Consider the following 16,715-nt stretch of genomic DNA (forward strand, 5'->3'; position numbering starts at 1 on the left):
TTATTTATTCAACGTTCAGTGCGTCATTAACCAGCTCTTGCTGCTGCTGCTGGTGAACTGACGTATATCCAACTGCCGGGGAAGCAGACGCAGGACGACCTGCATAACGTAAAGAAGCCCCGAACGGGATCACTTCACGGAAGTTATGCTGACTGCAATACCAGGCCCCTTGGTTTAATGGCTCTTCCTGGCACCAGACAAAATCGTGTATATGAGCATACTGCTCCAATGCTGATTGAACATCCTGATGAGGGAATGGATACAGTTGTTCAATACGCACGATAGCGACATCAGTTTGTTCGTTCTTACGGCGTTGCTCCAACAAGTCGTAGTAAACTTTACCTGAACAGAGTACAACCCGTTTAATACCTTTAGGATCCAGCGCATCAGCTTCACCGATAACTGTCTGGAATTTACCGTTAGCCAGTTCATCCAGGCTGGAAACCGCTAATGGATGACGTAACAGTGACTTCGGTGACATAACAATCAATGGACGACGCATACCACGCAGGGCCTGACGGCGAAGCATGTGGTAGACCTGAGCTGGCGTTGACGGTACACAAACCTGCATGTTCTGTTCTGCACACAGTTGCAGATAGCGTTCCAAGCGGGCTGAAGAGTGTTCGGGCCCCTGCCCTTCATAACCATGCGGCAACAGCATAACCAGACCGCACATACGGCCCCATTTCTGCTCACCGGAGCTGATGAATTGGTCAATAACAACCTGTGCTCCGTTAGCGAAATCACCAAACTGTGCTTCCCAGATTGTTAAAGCGCGGGGTTCTGTTGTCGCATAGCCATACTCAAACGCCAGAACCGCTTCTTCAGACAAAACAGAATCCCATACATTGAACGCACCCTGACCGTTATGAACGTTCGCCAGAGGCACATAAACAGAACCGTTGGTCTGATTATGAATAACAGCATGACGATGGAAGAAAGTACCACGGCCCGCGTCCTCACCGGACAAACGCACCGGAACACCTTCATCAACCAAAGTCGCGTAGGCTAAATTTTCTGCCCCACCCCAATCGAACAATTTATCGCCGTTAGCCATCTCTGCGCGGTCATTATAGATTTTCACCACGCGGGAGTGCATTTCCACTTCTTCCGGGACAGAGCTGATACGTCTGCCCAGATCCTGCAAACGCTTAATATCGACTTTATATGGATATTCTTCATCCCAATCATGGTTAAGATAAGGCTCCCATGTAAATGAGTGCAGCCCCATTGAGCGCCACTCTTCAACGACACAGTCACCACGGTCAAGAGCATCACGATACAGATTAACCATTTCAGTCACATCATCGACTGATATCAACTTCTCAGTAACCAGCTTGTCAGCGTAGATTTTACGCGGCGTTGGGTGTTTCTTAATTTTCTGATACATCATTGGCTGAGTCGCACTTGGCTCATCAGCTTCGTTATGACCATGACGGCGGTAACATACCAGATCGATCATCACGTCACGTTTAAAGGCATTACGGAAATCCAGAGCCAGACGGGTAACGAATGCCACCGCTTCTGGATCGTCTGCATTAACGTGGAAAATCGGCGTCTGTACCATTTTGATGATATCGGTACAATATTGTGTTGAACGGGCATCTTTCGGATTAGACGTTGTGAAACCAATCTGGTTGTTGATAACAATACGAATCGTACCACCCACTTCATAACCACGGGCCTGAGACATGTTCAGGGTTTCCTGCACAACGCCCTGACCGGTAACGGCAGCATCCCCGTGGATAGTGATTGGCAACACCATATTGCTGCGACCTTCATCCAGACGATCACGGCGGGCGCGTACTGAACCAATAACCACAGGGCTGACAATCTCAAGGTGAGATGGGTTAAATGCCAGTGCCAAATGAACCTTAGCGCCTTCGGTGGCAAAATCAGACGAGAAACCCTGATGGTATTTCACGTCGCCGGTACCAAGGTGCTCTTTATGCTTACCGGCAAACTCATCGAACAGATCAGCCGGTTTTTTACCTAAGATATTAACCAGAACGTTGAGGCGACCACGATGAGCCATCCCCATCACAACTTCCCGTGTATCGTGCTTACCCGCATGACGGATAAGATCCTTCAACATGGGGACCAGTGCGTCACCACCCTCAAGAGAGAAACGTTTCGCTCCCGGAAACTTCGCGCCCAGATAACGTTCCAAACCTTCAGCTGCCGTCAGTTCCGCCAGAAAACGCTGTTTTTCCTCTGCGCTGAACTGAGAACTGACGGTAACAGATTCCAGACGCTGCTGAATCCAACGTTTTTCTTCCGTATTCGTGATGTGCATGTATTCAGCACCAATAGAACCGCAATAAGTGCGTTTCAGTGCTTCATACAAATCCGCCAACTTCATCGTTTCTTTGCCGAGAGCAAAAGAACCTACATTAAATGTCTCTGCAAAATCAGCTTCCGTCAGATTATGGAAAACAGGATCTAAATCAGGAACACTATCCTGCTTCCATAATCCCAACGGGTCAAGATTGGCATTTTGATGACCGCGGAAACGGAATGCGTTGATGAGCTGCAAAACTTTAACTTGTTTTGCATCCATTGCCGGATCGCTGACAGAGGAGTGATAACGCGTAGTATCTTTCGCAAGGCGGCGGAAGTAATCACGCGTCTGCGAGTGGAGTTGTTCACCGTTTAATCCCGCATTCGGCAATTGTTGGAAAATTTCTTTCCAACTTGCATCAACGGAGTTTGGATCGGTTATATAGTCTTCATAGACTTGCTCTATGTAAGACTGGTTTGAGCCAGCCAGGAAGCTTGAATCCAGCCAGTCCTTCATTGCGCCGTTCTGCATTGTGATCCCTTAAGCTTTAAAAGCTTTAGTTTTCGCCGTGGTTAACTATCACCGCTTAAATGCGGTGTCGATAAAAGGTTCATTTGGACGTGCTTTATGCATGTTCTCTTTTGGGTTTCGGAACCCTTCAAGGAACCTTTAAAAACCGTTAAATGGTTTTTAAAGGTTCCTTGCCTCAAAGCTTTTGTCATCATTAGCAGTTGGCAACTCATCATTCTCAATTCTTTGTGCCCTCCGCCGATAAAACTGCGCGGAGGGCAGGCCAATTACGCGCTATGTTTTAACAGCATAGACTTAATATGACCAATGGCTTTTGTTGGATTCAACCCTTTAGGGCACACACTGACACAATTCATGATGCTATGGCAGCGGAAAACACTGAAAGCATCATTTAGCTTATCTAACCGTGAATCGGTTTCAGTATCTCGACTGTCGATCAGGAAGCGATATGCTGCCAGCAAACCCGCAGGTCCGATAAACTTGTCTGGATTCCACCAGAATGACGGACAAGAAGTTGAACAACATGCACACAGAATACATTCGTACAAGCCATCCAGTTTTTCCCTTTGTGCAGGTGACTGTAAATGCTCACGCGCCGGTGGATTTTTACCGTCATTCAGCAAATATGGGCGAATCTTCTCATATTGCGCATAGAATTGCCCCATATCCACAACCAGGTCACGGATAACCGGCAAACCTGGCAGAGGACGGATCACAATCTTCTTACTGCCACGCCGTAAAGCCGAAACCGGTGTAATACAGGCTAGACCATTTTTACCATTCATGTTGAGGCCGTCAGAACCACAAACCCCTTCACGGCAAGAACGACGGAAAGAGAGTGTTGGATCCTGCTCTTTAAGCTGGATTAACGCATCCAGCAACATCATGTCACGCCCATCTTTTGCTTCCAGCGTGTAATCCTGCATACGAGGCACGCTGTCAACATCAGGATTGTAACGATAAATCGAAAATTCAAGTTTCATAATCTATTCCTTCGCAACTGGATCATCAGCAACTCATTAGTAAATACGCGCTTTCGGCGGAAATGCTTCACGCAGTTTTGGCTGCATGTTGACATCACGACGCGTCATGGTCTCAGTTTGCGGCAGATAGAGGGTATGGCATAACCAGTTCGCATCATCACGATCAGGATAGTCGAAACGGCTATGAGCACCACGACTCTCAGTACGGAAGTTAGCGGCAACAGCCGTAGAAAACGCCGTTTCCATCAGGTTATCAAGCTCCAGACACTCAATTCTCTGGGTGTTGAACTCTGAGGAAGTATCATCCAAACGCGCGCTTTTCAGCCGTTCACGGATAACTTTCAGCTCTTCCAGGCCCTTCGCCATTGCATCACCCTCACGGAATACCGAGAAGTTATTCTGCATACACGCCTGCAAATCTTTACGAATTTCCACCGGATCTTCGCCAGTACGGGTGCTGTTCCAACGGTTCAGGCGTTGCAATGATTGCTCAATATCAGATTCACTAGCTTCGCGGCTGGTACCCTGCTCCATCAGTGACTCTTTCAGATGTAAACCGGCAGAACGGCCAAACACCACCAAATCAAGCAGAGAGTTACCCCCCAGACGGTTTGCGCCGTGAACCGATACGCAGGCAATTTCACCAACAGCGAACAGGCCCGGAATAACCACATCTTCGCCTTTCTCGTTCACAGCCAGTGCCTGACCGGTCACTTTCGTTGGGATACCGCCCATCATATAGTGGCAGGTTGGAATAACCGGAATCGGCTCTTTTACCGGATCAACGTGGGCAAAAGTACGAGACAGCTCAAGAATGCCCGGCAGACGGGATTCCAGCACCTCTTTGCCCAAATGATCCAATTTCAGTTTAGCATGAGGCCCCCAGGGACCATCACAACCACGGCCTTCGCGGATTTCTATCATGATGGAACGGGCCACCACATCACGACCCGCCAGGTCTTTGGCATTTGGCGCGTAACGCTCCATAAAGCGCTCGCCATCTTTATTCAGCAAATAACCGCCTTCACCACGGCAGCCTTCGGTTACCAGAACCCCAGCTCCCGCGATACCGGTCGGATGGAATTGCCACATTTCCATATCCTGCACAGGTACACCGGCACGCAGTGCCATACCGACGCCGTCACCGGTATTAATGTGGGCATTAGTTGTCGATTGATAAATACGGCCTGCGCCACCGGTTGCCAGAATTGTCGCCTTCGCTTTGAAATAAACAACTTCACCGGTTTCAATCGAGATAGCCGTACAACCCACAATGCTGCCATCCTGGTTTTTAACCAGATCCAACGAATACCATTCAGAAAAAATAGTGGTGTGATTCTTTAAGTTCTGCTGATACAGGGTGTGCAACAATGCATGACCGGTACGGTCTGCCGCTGCGGCTGTACGGGCGGCCTGTTCACCACCAAAGTTTTTTGACTGGCCACCGAATGGACGCTGATAAACACGGCCGTCATCCAAACGAGAAAATGGCAATCCCATGTGTTCCAGCTCTAAAATAGCTTCCGGGCCAGTCTTACACATGTACTCAATCGCATCCTGGTCACCGATATAGTCGGAACCTTTTACCGTGTCATACATGTGCCACTCCCAGTTATCTTCATGGGAGTTGCCCAGCGCAACGGTGATGCCACCCTGCGCGGATACAGTATGAGAACGGGTTGGGAATACTTTGGAAATCAAAGCACAGGATAATCCCATTTGTGAAATTTGCAGCGCAGCGCGCATACCCGCACCACCCGCGCCAATAACGACCGCGTCAAACTCTCTTACCGGCAGTTTCATCTATACACCCCACACCACAATTGTTCCGTAAATCAAGTAAGCCATCAGTGCAACGATAATCGCCAATTGCAACACCAAGCGCAGCGCCAGCGGCTTTACATAGTCAGTCAGTACTTGCCACATACCAATCCAAGCGTGAGCCAAGATGGAAAACAGTGCCAGCACGGTAAAGACTTTAGTGATGGGTGAGGAGAAGAAACCACTCCAAACTTCATAAGTGATATCCGACGTTGTCGCGACGAAGCCCAACATATAGAGAACATATAAAACAATAATGATTGCGGACGCGCGCAATAATAACCAATCATGGATACCCGTGCGACCTAATGCAGAAGCGTTACTTACCATACCAGTACTCCAGCCAGAATCGACAGAATCACAGCAATCCCGATTGCCACTTTGGCAGAGAGACTACCGACCACTAAGTTTTCTTCCAAGTAGCCGAAATCCATCAGCATATGACGGATACCACCACAGATATGGTAAGCCAGTGCGGTCAGAATGCCCCACACGATAAACTTAGCGAAAAATCCCGTCATAATATCGGCGGCTTGCTGAAACCCTTCTTGCGAGGAGAGAGACATCCCTAACAACCAGAGGAGAATTCCTACTGCTATGAAAGTAATGACGCCAGAGACACGGTGCAAGATCGAGGCTATTGCAGAGATTGGAAAGTGTATCGTCTGCAAATCAAGGTTGACAGGTCTTTGTTTTTTCACAATTTTGCCCACACAGCTCTTTTATTATTTTCCTTCCTCCGGACCTGGGCGGAAATCAGACAGCGATAAGGGGATACAAAGACACAACATTTAATCAAGATGAGAGATCCTTCATGTTAAAAAATGTCGTGGTTTAGTTACGCTGGGTGCTCCTACAGCAGGGTAATCCGGAGACCTGGCGGCAGTATATGTGCTTCACATTATTATTACAATTCCAACACAATATGATTAGCTACATTTCCACTGAACAGTGATTAAGATCACGATTCAAACATATTGCACAAAATTAATTATCTTGTTTGACAAACTTTAAACATTTATCTTACATATATGGTTGAAAATACTTTTGAGATTGATTTCCGATAAAAGGAAAGACTTCACTAAAAGCTAAAGTTATGTAACTGTGTAGTCCACACAAATCATAATTTTTTTTGTAGTCATGCATAAAACATAACACTCAAAAACTCGCTAACAATCTGAAAACCATTGTCGTCCGGGGTGAGATTTCAGCCTTAAATGTGATATTGGCCTGATTTCAAATTTTTTCCGGTGGTACAGTGCCAGGGAGCACAGTATAAGAACCTATTCCGTTGGGCATATTGGCGTAGGCCATTCTTGTCAATAAATTGAGGGCATAGCTCGCGCGCAGAAACCGGAATATGCACGCAGTCTGTAAAAAGCGATTCACTCACAAATCGCTCACCGGCGGCGGGCCATACTAAACGCTCAAAAGTGATCGCTTTTGTCAGAGCACTCTCCAGGCCCGTTTATGACCACCAAGAATGGTCAATAAAATAGCCTGATGAGATAGACCCTATACTGTATCTTTCTGCCGTGGTTGTTAAGAGTTATAAAAATGAAAGCGCTAAGGAGACTGTAATGGCAGATAACAAAGCAACTCTAACCCCCCCAAATGGTACAGTTGCTATTGAATTGGACGTGCTAACACCGACCCTTGGGTCTCAAGTCATCGACGTTCGTACTCTTGGCTCCAAAGGTTTTTATACCTACGACCCTGGTTTTACTTCCACAGCATCTTGCGAATCCAAGATCACCTACATTGATGGTAATGAAGGCGTATTGCTTCACCGTGGTTTCCCTATCGACCAGTTGGCGACAAAATCCACTTATCTGGAAGTTTGCTACATCCTGCTTTATGGCGAAACACCAACACAAGAACAATTTGATAAATTCAAAAAAACCGTTACCCGTCATACCATGATCCACGAACAGATCCATCGTCTGTTCAACGGCTTCCGCCGTGATTCTCATCCAATGGCAGTACTGTGTGGTGTCACCGGGGCTCTGGCGGCTTTCTATCACGATGCCCTTGATGTGAACAACCCGCTTCATCGTGACATTACCGCATACCGTCTGCTGTCCAAAATGCCGACAGTGGCTGCAATGTGCTACAAATATTCTATTGGTCAACCGTTCGTTTATCCCCGCAATGACCTCTCCTATGCCGGCAATTTCCTGCATATGATGTTCTCCACACCATGCGAAGAATATAAAGTGAACCCAGTGCTGGAACGTGCTATGGATTGCATCCTGATCCTGCATGCCGACCACGAACAGAACGCTTCTACCTCAACAGTACGTACCGCAGGTTCTTCCGGCGCTAACCCATTTGCCTGTATCGCCGCAGGTATCGCTTCCCTTTGGGGGCCTGCGCATGGCGGCGCAAACGAAGCTTGTCTGCGTATGCTGGAAGAAATTCAGTCAGTTGAACATATTCCTGAATTTATTGAACGCGCCAAAGATAAGAACGACGCTTTCCGCCTGATGGGATTTGGTCATCGTGTTTACAAAAACTATGACCCTCGCGCAACAGTCATGCGTAAAACCTGCCATGAAGTGCTGGATGAACTCGGCCTGAATGACAGCCTACTGGAAGTTGCGATGGAGCTTGAACGTATTGCTCTGCACGACCCGTATTTTATTGAGAAGAAACTGTATCCGAACGTGGATTTCTACTCAGGCATTATCCTGAAAGCCATGGGTATTCCATCCACCATGTTCACTGTTATTTTTGCCATTGCCCGTACCATCGGCTGGATAGCTCACTGGAACGAAATGCATGATGACGGTGTGAAAATCGCCCGCCCTCGTCAACTCTACACCGGCTACACTCAACGTGATTTCCAAAGCCAGTTGAAAAAATAATAATAAAATCCGATTACGATTAAGGGCAAAGCTCTAACTTGATAGTTAGAGCTTTCATTTAATTGAGGAAATAACCTAGTGAAAACTGAGGTTATACCAGCGCGACTGAAATCACCGTAAAAATTGATCTCGCCATCTTCCTTGTGTATGCTCGTTTTTCAAGAGCAGATAAACGCTATCCTGCCCTCTAAATTATCAAACGTAGCCACCGCTTGCGTGTGTAGCCGGATCATCAGGATCAAAATTCACAATTCTATAAAGCGGATAGAACAACGTTAATTATGAAAATATGAAAAGTTTGTCAAAAGCTTTGAAGCCCACTCTGGTGGGCTTCGTTTATTACCGTATTAGAAAAACTTGATCAAGCTGGATTGGGGATATCAATAAAAGTCACATCCAACCCATAGTTACCAGCCAACCACTCCCCCAACGCCTTAACACCATAACGCTCAGTGGCATGATGACCCGCCGCATAAAAATGCAGTCCCATTTCACGGGCGATATGAACAGTCTGCTCTGAAACTTCACCGGTAATAAACGCATCAACACCAAATTCAGCCGCCTGTTGAATAAAGCCCTGCCCACCGCCAGTACACCAGGCAAGAGTGCGAATCTCTGCGGGTGCATGATCACCCACATGCAATGCCTTGCGACCCAGCGCCTGCTCAATGCGTGAAGCTAACTCAACCGGCGTTATTGGCTGATCAAACTCCCCATACGGCACGAATGGCTCAATCAGCCCGACAACTTTCGCCCCCATCTTCTGGGCTAGTTGCGCATTATTTCCCAGTGATGGATGGGCATCCAGCGGCAAATGGTAGCCATACAAATTAATGTCATTGCAGAGCAACGTCTTCAGACGACGATGTTTCATGCCACGAATCACCGCCGGTTCATTTTTCCAAAAATAGCCATGATGAACGATAATTGCATCAACCTGATGGCGAACCGCTTCATCCAATAATGCCTGACAAGCTGTGACACCGGTAACGACCCGCTGAATATGAGTACGCCCTTCAACTTGTAAACCATTGGGCGCATAATCCTGAAACTCGCCAACATTCAGCTCTTGGTTAATCACATTTTCCAGCTCAATATTATGCATCATATTCGTCCTGTATTTGGTTGTGTGGGAGTAACATACCCATCTGCACCAGCCATAGCAATTGAGCTTTGTGATTTTTCCGATTCCAGATAAAGCAAAACGCCTTGCCAGAATAAACAGGCAAGGCGTTTAACTATATTATCAACAGCGGGAAACCAGATTCCCCGCCAAACATCAGTTATTTCTGACTTGAGCAACCAGCTCGGATTGCTCTAACCATACAGGCTTATCGCTGGTTTTTACCCATACACGGTACAAATAACTGTAAAAACGAGCACGATCACAACGAAACAACATCACTGGTAGCGCCAACACACCTACAGTTACAGCACCAATACGACGTAACAGAATCTGGTGCCGAGGATATTTACGATATGCAGACATATTAGACCCTCCTAAAAAAGATCCTGCCGGGCAGCAGAACCCCAAAAATAATCCATCTGTAAATTGTTTAAAATTTTACCGTACAAAATGAAAATTTACTACTTATCCGACCACTTTTAAGCAGTTATCATCACTTTATTTTCCATATTATGTAATTTTATTACATTAAATATGATAAAAATGTAATATTATAATCAAACAATAACACTTGATTAACAATTAATGGGAATGGAATTAATAACGGGATAACAAAAAGCTACGTACGTTACTGATTCAGTGCGCCAGAGCTTTTATACAACAGCTGGAACATCAGTTAGGCAAACTGGCCGACTGGATCAAAGAGTGACTTTGTCGAAAAAGTAACTTTGTGGTTATGAAAACCCGCGATAACCATCGCGGGTCTTGTTACCGATCAGTGCCAGTTGGCAGCCAGCACAGGTTGCAGCCGCTGTTGCTCGACATCGCCGAACGTTGCGGTCGCAGGCGCTGGCGGCGCGAATGCAGCCATGGCTTGGACAAGGTGTTCGACATCACTGTCCATCAACCGATGACCGTCACCGGCCATGATGTCACCTGGTCGTTCGGAGGGACTGGCATACCAATTATGCAGTGTTACCTCCTGCTTACTGCCAATGACCGAAATTTGCAGATCCTGTCCTTCATGCTGGAACCACAGACGATCAGGGCTGATGTCCTTTCCGAACACCAACCGCCCCATCTCACCGCTAAATTCCAAGTCGTTGACCCCATGCCCGATTTCTACCGTCGGCATATTACCGCTGACCACGATATTGTTACTACCATCCCCTACTTTCACCTTCGGCATACGACCGCTAGCCACGATATCGTTATTACCATTCCCGACTTCTACCGTCGACATCTCACCGCTGGTCACGATATTGTTATTACCATCCCCTACTTTCATTTGCGTGAAGGTTCCCGACTCTTTAATGGTGTTGTTGCCATGTCCGACTGTTAGTTTGTCGATATTGCCGACAATGACGTTGTTACCATTACCTAGCGTGATATCGGACATCCGTCCCGTCACATTTACCTTATTGTCACCGTTGCCGGCAACCACTTCTCCACCTATAGCTTTCACATTGATAGTCTTGCTCTCGTCCCCCAAAGTAACCTTGCCAAAGGTTTTTTGGACCGTAATGGAATTGGGATCAGTGGTCACCGGTGTAGGTTCCACTGCTGGCTCAATTTTCGGAGCGGTGAACGTTGGGTGTAGTTCAAGAGGAGGAATGCTAATTGGTCGCAGCTTAACAGAAGGAATGCTAATCGGCTCCAAGTCAACACGGGGAATACTAATCAGCTCCCGGTCAATAAGCGGCTTCCTGTCAAGAAGGCGAGTACTAACCGGCTCCAGGTCAATAAGGGGAATACTAATCGGCTTCAGGTTGATAGGGGAAAGTGGCGAAAGCTTGTCAACGCCAAGGGGGTCGACAATTGGTGTCAATGAGCCCGGTACAGTAATCGTCGGTTTATCAGGAGATTGCGTCACCACTGGCCCGACCGTTGGGACCAAATCCGGCGTAGGCTCCGCAAAAAGGAAGTCGGCCGCATCGACCTGCGAAATATCCAGGGTATCGAGATACAGCAACTTCACGTTTGAATCAGTACCGCTGGCCCCATTAAAGATCACTTCAACGCCATGAATTTGTGACAGGCCGTTGATCGTGCCTCGATTACTCTTAGCAATTGTTAGTTGGCTGAAATCAGTGACTCCGGTTTGACGCAAATCAATTTTATCAATGCTGTGACGGAACCCACGTAATGCATTCTTGTAGTCCTTGACACCCAGTTGGGCTGCCACCACAAAAACGTCTGACGCCGCACTGTCATGACTATAGATCGTCCCATTCAGGCTAAATTTCATCTGACCCTGAGCATCGCTAGTGAGCATAACACCCTTACCGCCGCCCTTAAGGATCACGGTTCCCAAGCCTTCTTGTGGCTGGAGCGTTGAGGCGTCACTACTCGTGTAAGCCATCGGGGCGATAAAGGTATCCTGGAACTTGAAGTTCGCCGCACCGATCCCGGCGAGTGTCTGATTTTTTAGGACAACGCTCTGATCTTTACCCAGATCAACCTTAACATCCTCCCCCTGCTGAGTCAGCAGCAGATCGGCAAACGTTTTTCCACCAAATCCTACCAGATCGATGATTTCGCCACGAGCCGCCTCGAAGTTGCTGATGATATCGCTGCCCGCCTCACGGCGGTGGACCACAAAGAAGTCCTTACCCGCACCGCCTGCCAATGCGTTGTTTCCACGCCCGCCATCAAGCAATGCATCGGCATTACCAGCGACCAGCGTATCGTTGCCATCGCCGGTGACGATGTTCTGAATGCTCGACGGATTCTTTATCGTCAACGCTGTGCCGCCAATGCTGGCAACACCGGTCTGCAAGTTGACTGAGGTATCCCGCGAAACAGCCGCCGCATTGAGGGTATTACGCCCACCCGCCACGCCATTGACCGCGTCATCCAGCACCGCGCGGTTGACTTGCCCGACCACTGACTGAATATATTCGTCGGTGTAAAAGTAAGTGTCATCCGAGGTGCTCTTGCTGCCGTACAAACGTAGCGACCAAGCATTTAATGTGACCGGCAAGCCGGAATTCGCATCGGTCACCTGTAGAGTCCAATTGCCAGCCGAGCGTTCACCAAAATCATGGGTCGACATAAAGCTGTACTTGAACGTCCCCGACTGGCTGCTACCCAGATCGGTCGCACTCGCGCCCGGCATACCGTCTGGAACCTTGCCCTGACGATTGAGCAATACGCTCTGAGTGCCATCGGGAGAGATCAGTTTGAGCGTCAGATCGCCAAGACGGCCAACCTGAGCGTTAAAATCGATCTCGACATGCTCGACATTCAGACCAGCATTCATGGCGATGGACGACGTCAGCGTCTCACCCGCTGCCAAGGTTTTCCCCAGAGGGCCGCTAGATGCGTTATAGACGTACTCGTTGGCCGCGGTGCTTTGGGTCATCCAAGACTCGGCCAAGCGAACAGCGGCTCGCGCATCGACTTGACCAAAACCGTAATCGTTGCTGGTATGCATACCGCCGCCATTCCAGCTGTGGCTGTTATTATCGCTCCATTCAGTAGATGGGTCGTTGATCTTGCGAGCGGATAGAGCAAGGATCTGCTGCACATCCCGATAGCCCAGGTTCGGGTTGGCCTCAAGCATCAGCACAACAACACCGGAAACTATCGGAGCGGCAAAGCTGGTGCCTTGCATGCTGGTGTAGTCATTGCCGAAAGTTGAGCCACGTTCGGTTTTCAGCATATGGCTAGTCGACACGACATTACTGCCCGGCGCTGAAACCAGCAGGCTGGCTCCCGGGTTGGAGAACGGTGAGGAGCCAATCTGCAAAGTCGACAAATCGCCCTGTGCGTTGATCGCACCAACTTCCACCGAAAAGCGGTTGTTATTAGTCAGCGACCCTTGGGCATTGCCGCCTTCTGCACGATGGTTGCCGCCCGCCGCCACGATGACGGTACCCAATCCGCCACGACCATTAGCCGCCGCGTACTGCGCATTCATGCTCAGCGACGCGGCAGTATCTATAGAGCCGTCCTGAAAACTGCTGAGTGCGAAATCGTTGGTAAATCCCCAGCTATTGTTGGCAACGTCAAAACTGACCATATGCCCCAGCCCCGCAAGATCGGCACCGCTATTAGCCAGATAATAGCCGCCCAACGTCGCATCATAGGCAACCCCTACGCCACCTGTATTATTCTTCGCCGCGACCATCACCCCCGCCACCATTGTCGCGTGGTTGGAGACCACATTCGGCAAAGTGCCATTGGTTTGTTGAGTCTGCAACCAGGCTTTATCGACATTCGCCGCAAGGTCAGGGTGATTGATATCAAAGATTTCAGGCGCGGTAGCGAACTGGCCGCCTGGCTCGAACTGACCAATGCGCACGCCCTTGCCGGTGTAGTCTTTCCAGACCGGCAGAATGTTGGCATCGCTCAGATACCATTGCTGAGCAGCCAATGGATCGAGCGGGACTTCCGGCGTCAGTAATGTAGCAACGGCGCGCATCGGCGCTGTTTCCCCACTGCTCAGATCAACTACCGATGCTGACGGATTACCAGTTGCGTCAGTTACACCATATTTAAAGCTAATTACACCTGTGTAATCTGCATCCGGCGTAAACAAGACATCGCCTTGGTCTGTGAGTTTGACCGTACCGCCTATCGCATCCCCAACATTGGCAATGCGCAGTGAACCCTGACTGTTAAGGTGTTGATCGTTAGCCAACAGACTTTCTGCGGAAATCAGATGAGGCTGAGCACGATCAAAAACCTTGCCGTCCTTGTCGTGAGTGAGGACATCCTCGACAGGCATAGCATTGGGTATTTGTAAATCAACCGCCGAAATATCCGAAAAATTGAGTTTTTGGATATTTTTCAGCGTTACTGTGCCGTCACGCCCGGCAACCTTATCGGCCACTACATACCCACTGTCGGTGCGGGTGATTCGATAATCGCCGTGGTTACCGTGCAGGCTGACGATGTTGATCCCGCCGTCCCCATCAATCGTTGCATTGCCGTGACCTACTTCGATCACGTCGTCACCTACACCGCCAAAAATCTTATCGTCCCCGCCACCAGCGTGAATGATACTGCCGCCTTTGGAGGCGTAAATTGTGTCACCCTGAGGACCGGCATAGATAACCGACTTACCAGTGCCACCAATGATGGTATTGTGTCCGCTGCCGCCGACCAGAACGTCGTTACCCATTCCCCCAACCAGAGTCGAATCGCCGGAGCCTCCTTTGATAAAGATACCGTTGGCTCCTCCGCTTTTAATGACATCACTGCCGCTCCCGCCTTGAGCCATAGTTAAACCGGCTTGAGCCATGTCCAGCTCCACACCTTTTTTGCCGACAATGATCGCCGTATCGTGACCGCCATTGCCGTGAATGTTTTTCGTATCATCAGAAGCGCTGATGACAAAAACGTCATCACCGGCACCGCCAACATAGGTATTGCTCCCTGCGCCCCCAACCAGCCAACTGCCGGTTTTTGCCGCAATCAACGTATCATTGCCGCTGCCACCATACAGATTGCTCACCCCCAGTTGCTCCGCATCTAGGGTTTCATCTGTTTCACTCTGGCTGGCGTAAGCCGTGGTTGTGATATCGTTGTGAGTGGAGGTCACGCGTGTGCCAGCACCCTCAGTACTCAAGGTATTGCTGACGGGGTCACCGAGAAAGTCGACGGCCAGCACTTCCTGAGTTTTCCCATTGATAGTAAACGACCCACTGGCAACGACCTTATTCCCATCACGGACTTCTGTTTTGTTCGAAGCCCGAACGTTTATCTGAGTAATACCCAATTCCGCCAGTGTTTTGAGTTCGCCCGCATCAACTTTTGCATCGTGTGTACCATCAACCCAGACCCGCAACTGGCTCCAGATCGGATCACGTTCATCAATCACTCCATCCTTATTGGCATCTTCACTGGCTAAAGCACCGAAACCATCCTTGAATTTTTTCTCGCCAGCAGCACCGTTTATTCCGGCCTTACCACCGTAGTATTCGGAAAACATCTGGCTGGCATTTTTTATCTGACCGCTACCATCGTCGATCACCAGTATTCCGGTATTGCGATCCGCCCAGCCACTGCGTTTGAGCGTACCACTGTTGTCCATGTCGAATAGCACTCCGTCACGGATGTCAGTCATGTGCACGCCATTGCCGCTCAAATCCAATAACAATGGATCAACATAGGTGTTGAACGTCGTCATCGCCGATAAGCCGTTCAACGTTACGGCGTTACGTAAGCCGAAGTCCAGCTTGCTAGTGTCCCCGGGTTGGTAGAAAGGCTTGTAGAACTCCGACAGATAGCTGTTGGGTTTGACATTGGGGTCAAGCTGCATTTCACCGGGACGAATACCACCGGTGGCAAGGCCAGCCATTTGGGTTGAAGTGAAGTCTGTTTTATTGAGAATATCCCCAAGGGCAGATATTTTGTGTGTCGCGGCATTTTGGATATAACCGTTGGCGACATCCTGCTGAGCTTTATTTTCGCCCTGAATATGTTTCTGCGGTTGTGGGGAAGATTTGATATCAATGTTAATCAAGTTTGTCGATGGTATAGGGACTCGCTTACTCTCATCCGGGGTCAGGTATAAAGTTTTAATAACATCTCTTGCCTCATGATACTCATAATACTTACCATCACGAACCAGATTGTTACGAATAATTTCAGCTCCATTATATTTTAACATATTACTCAAAGGAATAATGTTATTTACGGGAAACTGATTTCCTTGCATACCATGCGTATTGTATCCAATGGATGTTAATGAGAAAAACACGAAATCTACGCAACTATTGGAGTGCAGACTGTATTCTTTATCCCTAAATCCACCTATTTTCTTTGGATTTTCCGAAAATTCGACTAACTTGTTATACTGAACTTCCGTCAAAGCTACGGTAACTTCATGAGAGGTCTGTTGGTAGGCGGCATTATCAAACCGCGTTACTCGCCCTTCGCCCCATGGTTTATCATGCACTGACTCGAAACCATAACTCTTTTCATTTCCGTTCACGTCATTTATTACATACCACATATGACCACCAGATGAAGAATGTACGTCTCCCGCTTTGTGATCACCCTTATCGGCCTGATAAACATACTTAGCCCCCATTGGAGCAATTTTATAGGTTACGGTATATTTTTTTTCCATACTTGTTATTTCCTCTATTTGTTAT

The 16,715-nt window shown here is 48.4% G+C and carries 9 protein-coding genes and 1 pseudogene; 2 read left to right on the forward strand and 8 right to left on the reverse strand.

All coding sequences use genetic code 11. The features are described from left to right. Nucleotides 1–4 precede the first annotated feature (4 nt). From sucA to sdhC, 5 genes are all read right to left on the reverse strand, one after another. Complete coding sequence (gene sucA, locus LGZ99_RS08285) at nt 5–2,812, reverse strand: 2-oxoglutarate dehydrogenase E1 component (protein WP_262979016.1); 2,808 nt, start codon at nt 2,810–2,812, stop codon at nt 5–7. Nucleotides 2,813–3,078: 266 nt separating this feature from the next. Further along, nucleotides 3,079–3,795 (reverse strand): succinate dehydrogenase iron-sulfur subunit, encoded by a 717-nt coding sequence (locus tag LGZ99_RS08290; RefSeq protein ID WP_021325058.1) that lies wholly within the window; start codon nt 3,793–3,795, stop codon nt 3,079–3,081. A 36-nt stretch (nt 3,796–3,831) separates the two neighbouring features. Beyond that, a complete protein-coding gene (gene sdhA / locus LGZ99_RS08295; RefSeq protein ID WP_262979017.1) occupies nt 3,832–5,598 on the reverse strand; it encodes a succinate dehydrogenase flavoprotein subunit in 1,767 nt (588 codons plus the stop codon). Further along, entirely contained in the window at nt 5,599–5,946 is a 348-nt protein-coding gene (sdhD, locus tag LGZ99_RS08300) for a succinate dehydrogenase membrane anchor subunit (protein ID WP_023045843.1), read from the reverse strand. Continuing rightward, nucleotides 5,940–6,329, reverse strand: coding sequence for a succinate dehydrogenase cytochrome b556 subunit (gene sdhC, locus LGZ99_RS08305; RefSeq protein WP_036838571.1), 390 nt, complete (start codon nt 6,327–6,329; stop codon nt 5,940–5,942). The genes sdhD and sdhC overlap by 7 nt, the downstream gene beginning before the upstream one ends. A gap of 867 nt (nt 6,330–7,196) precedes the next feature. Between sdhC and LGZ99_RS08310 the strand changes: the two genes are divergently transcribed. Next, nucleotides 7,197–8,483, forward strand: coding sequence for a citrate synthase (locus LGZ99_RS08310; protein WP_023045841.1), 1,287 nt, complete (start codon nt 7,197–7,199; stop codon nt 8,481–8,483). 361 nt (nt 8,484–8,844) lie between these two features. On the opposite strand, the gene LGZ99_RS08315 is transcribed toward LGZ99_RS08310, so the two are convergent. Both LGZ99_RS08315 and LGZ99_RS08320 read right to left on the reverse strand, forming a co-directional pair. Beyond that, the gene (locus LGZ99_RS08315; RefSeq protein WP_036838570.1) at nt 8,845–9,588 is read right to left on the reverse strand and encodes a type 2 GTP cyclohydrolase I; all 744 of its coding nucleotides are present in this window, start codon (nt 9,586–9,588) and stop codon (nt 8,845–8,847) included. Between the two features lie 174 nt (nt 9,589–9,762). Then, nucleotides 9,763–9,972: a YbfA family protein gene (locus LGZ99_RS08320; RefSeq protein WP_021325062.1), complete on the reverse strand. Its 210-nt coding sequence runs from the start codon at nt 9,970–9,972 to the stop codon at nt 9,763–9,765. A 241-nt stretch (nt 9,973–10,213) separates the two neighbouring features. On the opposite strand from LGZ99_RS08320, the pseudogene LGZ99_RS08325 reads away from it, so the two are divergent. Then, nucleotides 10,214–10,312: pseudogene (locus LGZ99_RS08325) on the forward strand (hypothetical protein); the annotation flags it as partial. Nucleotides 10,313–10,384: 72 nt separating this feature from the next. Here the strand turns inward: LGZ99_RS08325 and LGZ99_RS08330 are convergent. Next, nucleotides 10,385–16,690 carry an SPM autocatalytic domain-containing protein gene (locus LGZ99_RS08330; protein WP_262979018.1) on the reverse strand — a complete coding sequence of 2,102 codons (6,306 nt, stop codon included), beginning with the start codon at nt 16,688–16,690 and terminating at the stop codon, nt 10,385–10,387. Nucleotides 16,691–16,715: the final 25 nt, after the last annotated feature.

It is taken from the genome of Photorhabdus temperata, from assembly GCF_025384845.1.
GTDB classification, from domain to species: Bacteria; Pseudomonadota; Gammaproteobacteria; order Enterobacterales; family Enterobacteriaceae; genus Photorhabdus; species Photorhabdus temperata.

Bases quoted from the DNA above. Each gene is read 5' to 3' on its own strand.
- LGZ99_RS08310 (WP_023045841.1), top strand. From the start codon at position 7,197: ATGGCAGATAACAAAGCAACTCTAACCCCCCCAAATGGTACAGTTGCT.
- sdhA (WP_262979017.1), bottom strand. From the start codon at position 5,598: ATGAAACTGCCGGTAAGAGAGTTTGACGCGGTCGTTATTGGCGCGGGT.
- sucA (WP_262979016.1), bottom strand. From the start codon at position 2,812: ATGCAGAACGGCGCAATGAAGGACTGGCTGGATTCAAGCTTCCTGGCT.
- LGZ99_RS08330 (WP_262979018.1), bottom strand. From the start codon at position 16,690: ATGGAAAAAAAATATACCGTAACCTATAAAATTGCTCCAATGGGGGCT.
- LGZ99_RS08315 (WP_036838570.1), bottom strand. From the start codon at position 9,588: ATGCATAATATTGAGCTGGAAAATGTGATTAACCAAGAGCTGAATGTT.
- LGZ99_RS08290 (WP_021325058.1), bottom strand. From the start codon at position 3,795: ATGAAACTTGAATTTTCGATTTATCGTTACAATCCTGATGTTGACAGC.
- sdhD (WP_023045843.1), bottom strand. From the start codon at position 5,946: ATGGTAAGTAACGCTTCTGCATTAGGTCGCACGGGTATCCATGATTGG.
- LGZ99_RS08320 (WP_021325062.1), bottom strand. From the start codon at position 9,972: ATGTCTGCATATCGTAAATATCCTCGGCACCAGATTCTGTTACGTCGT.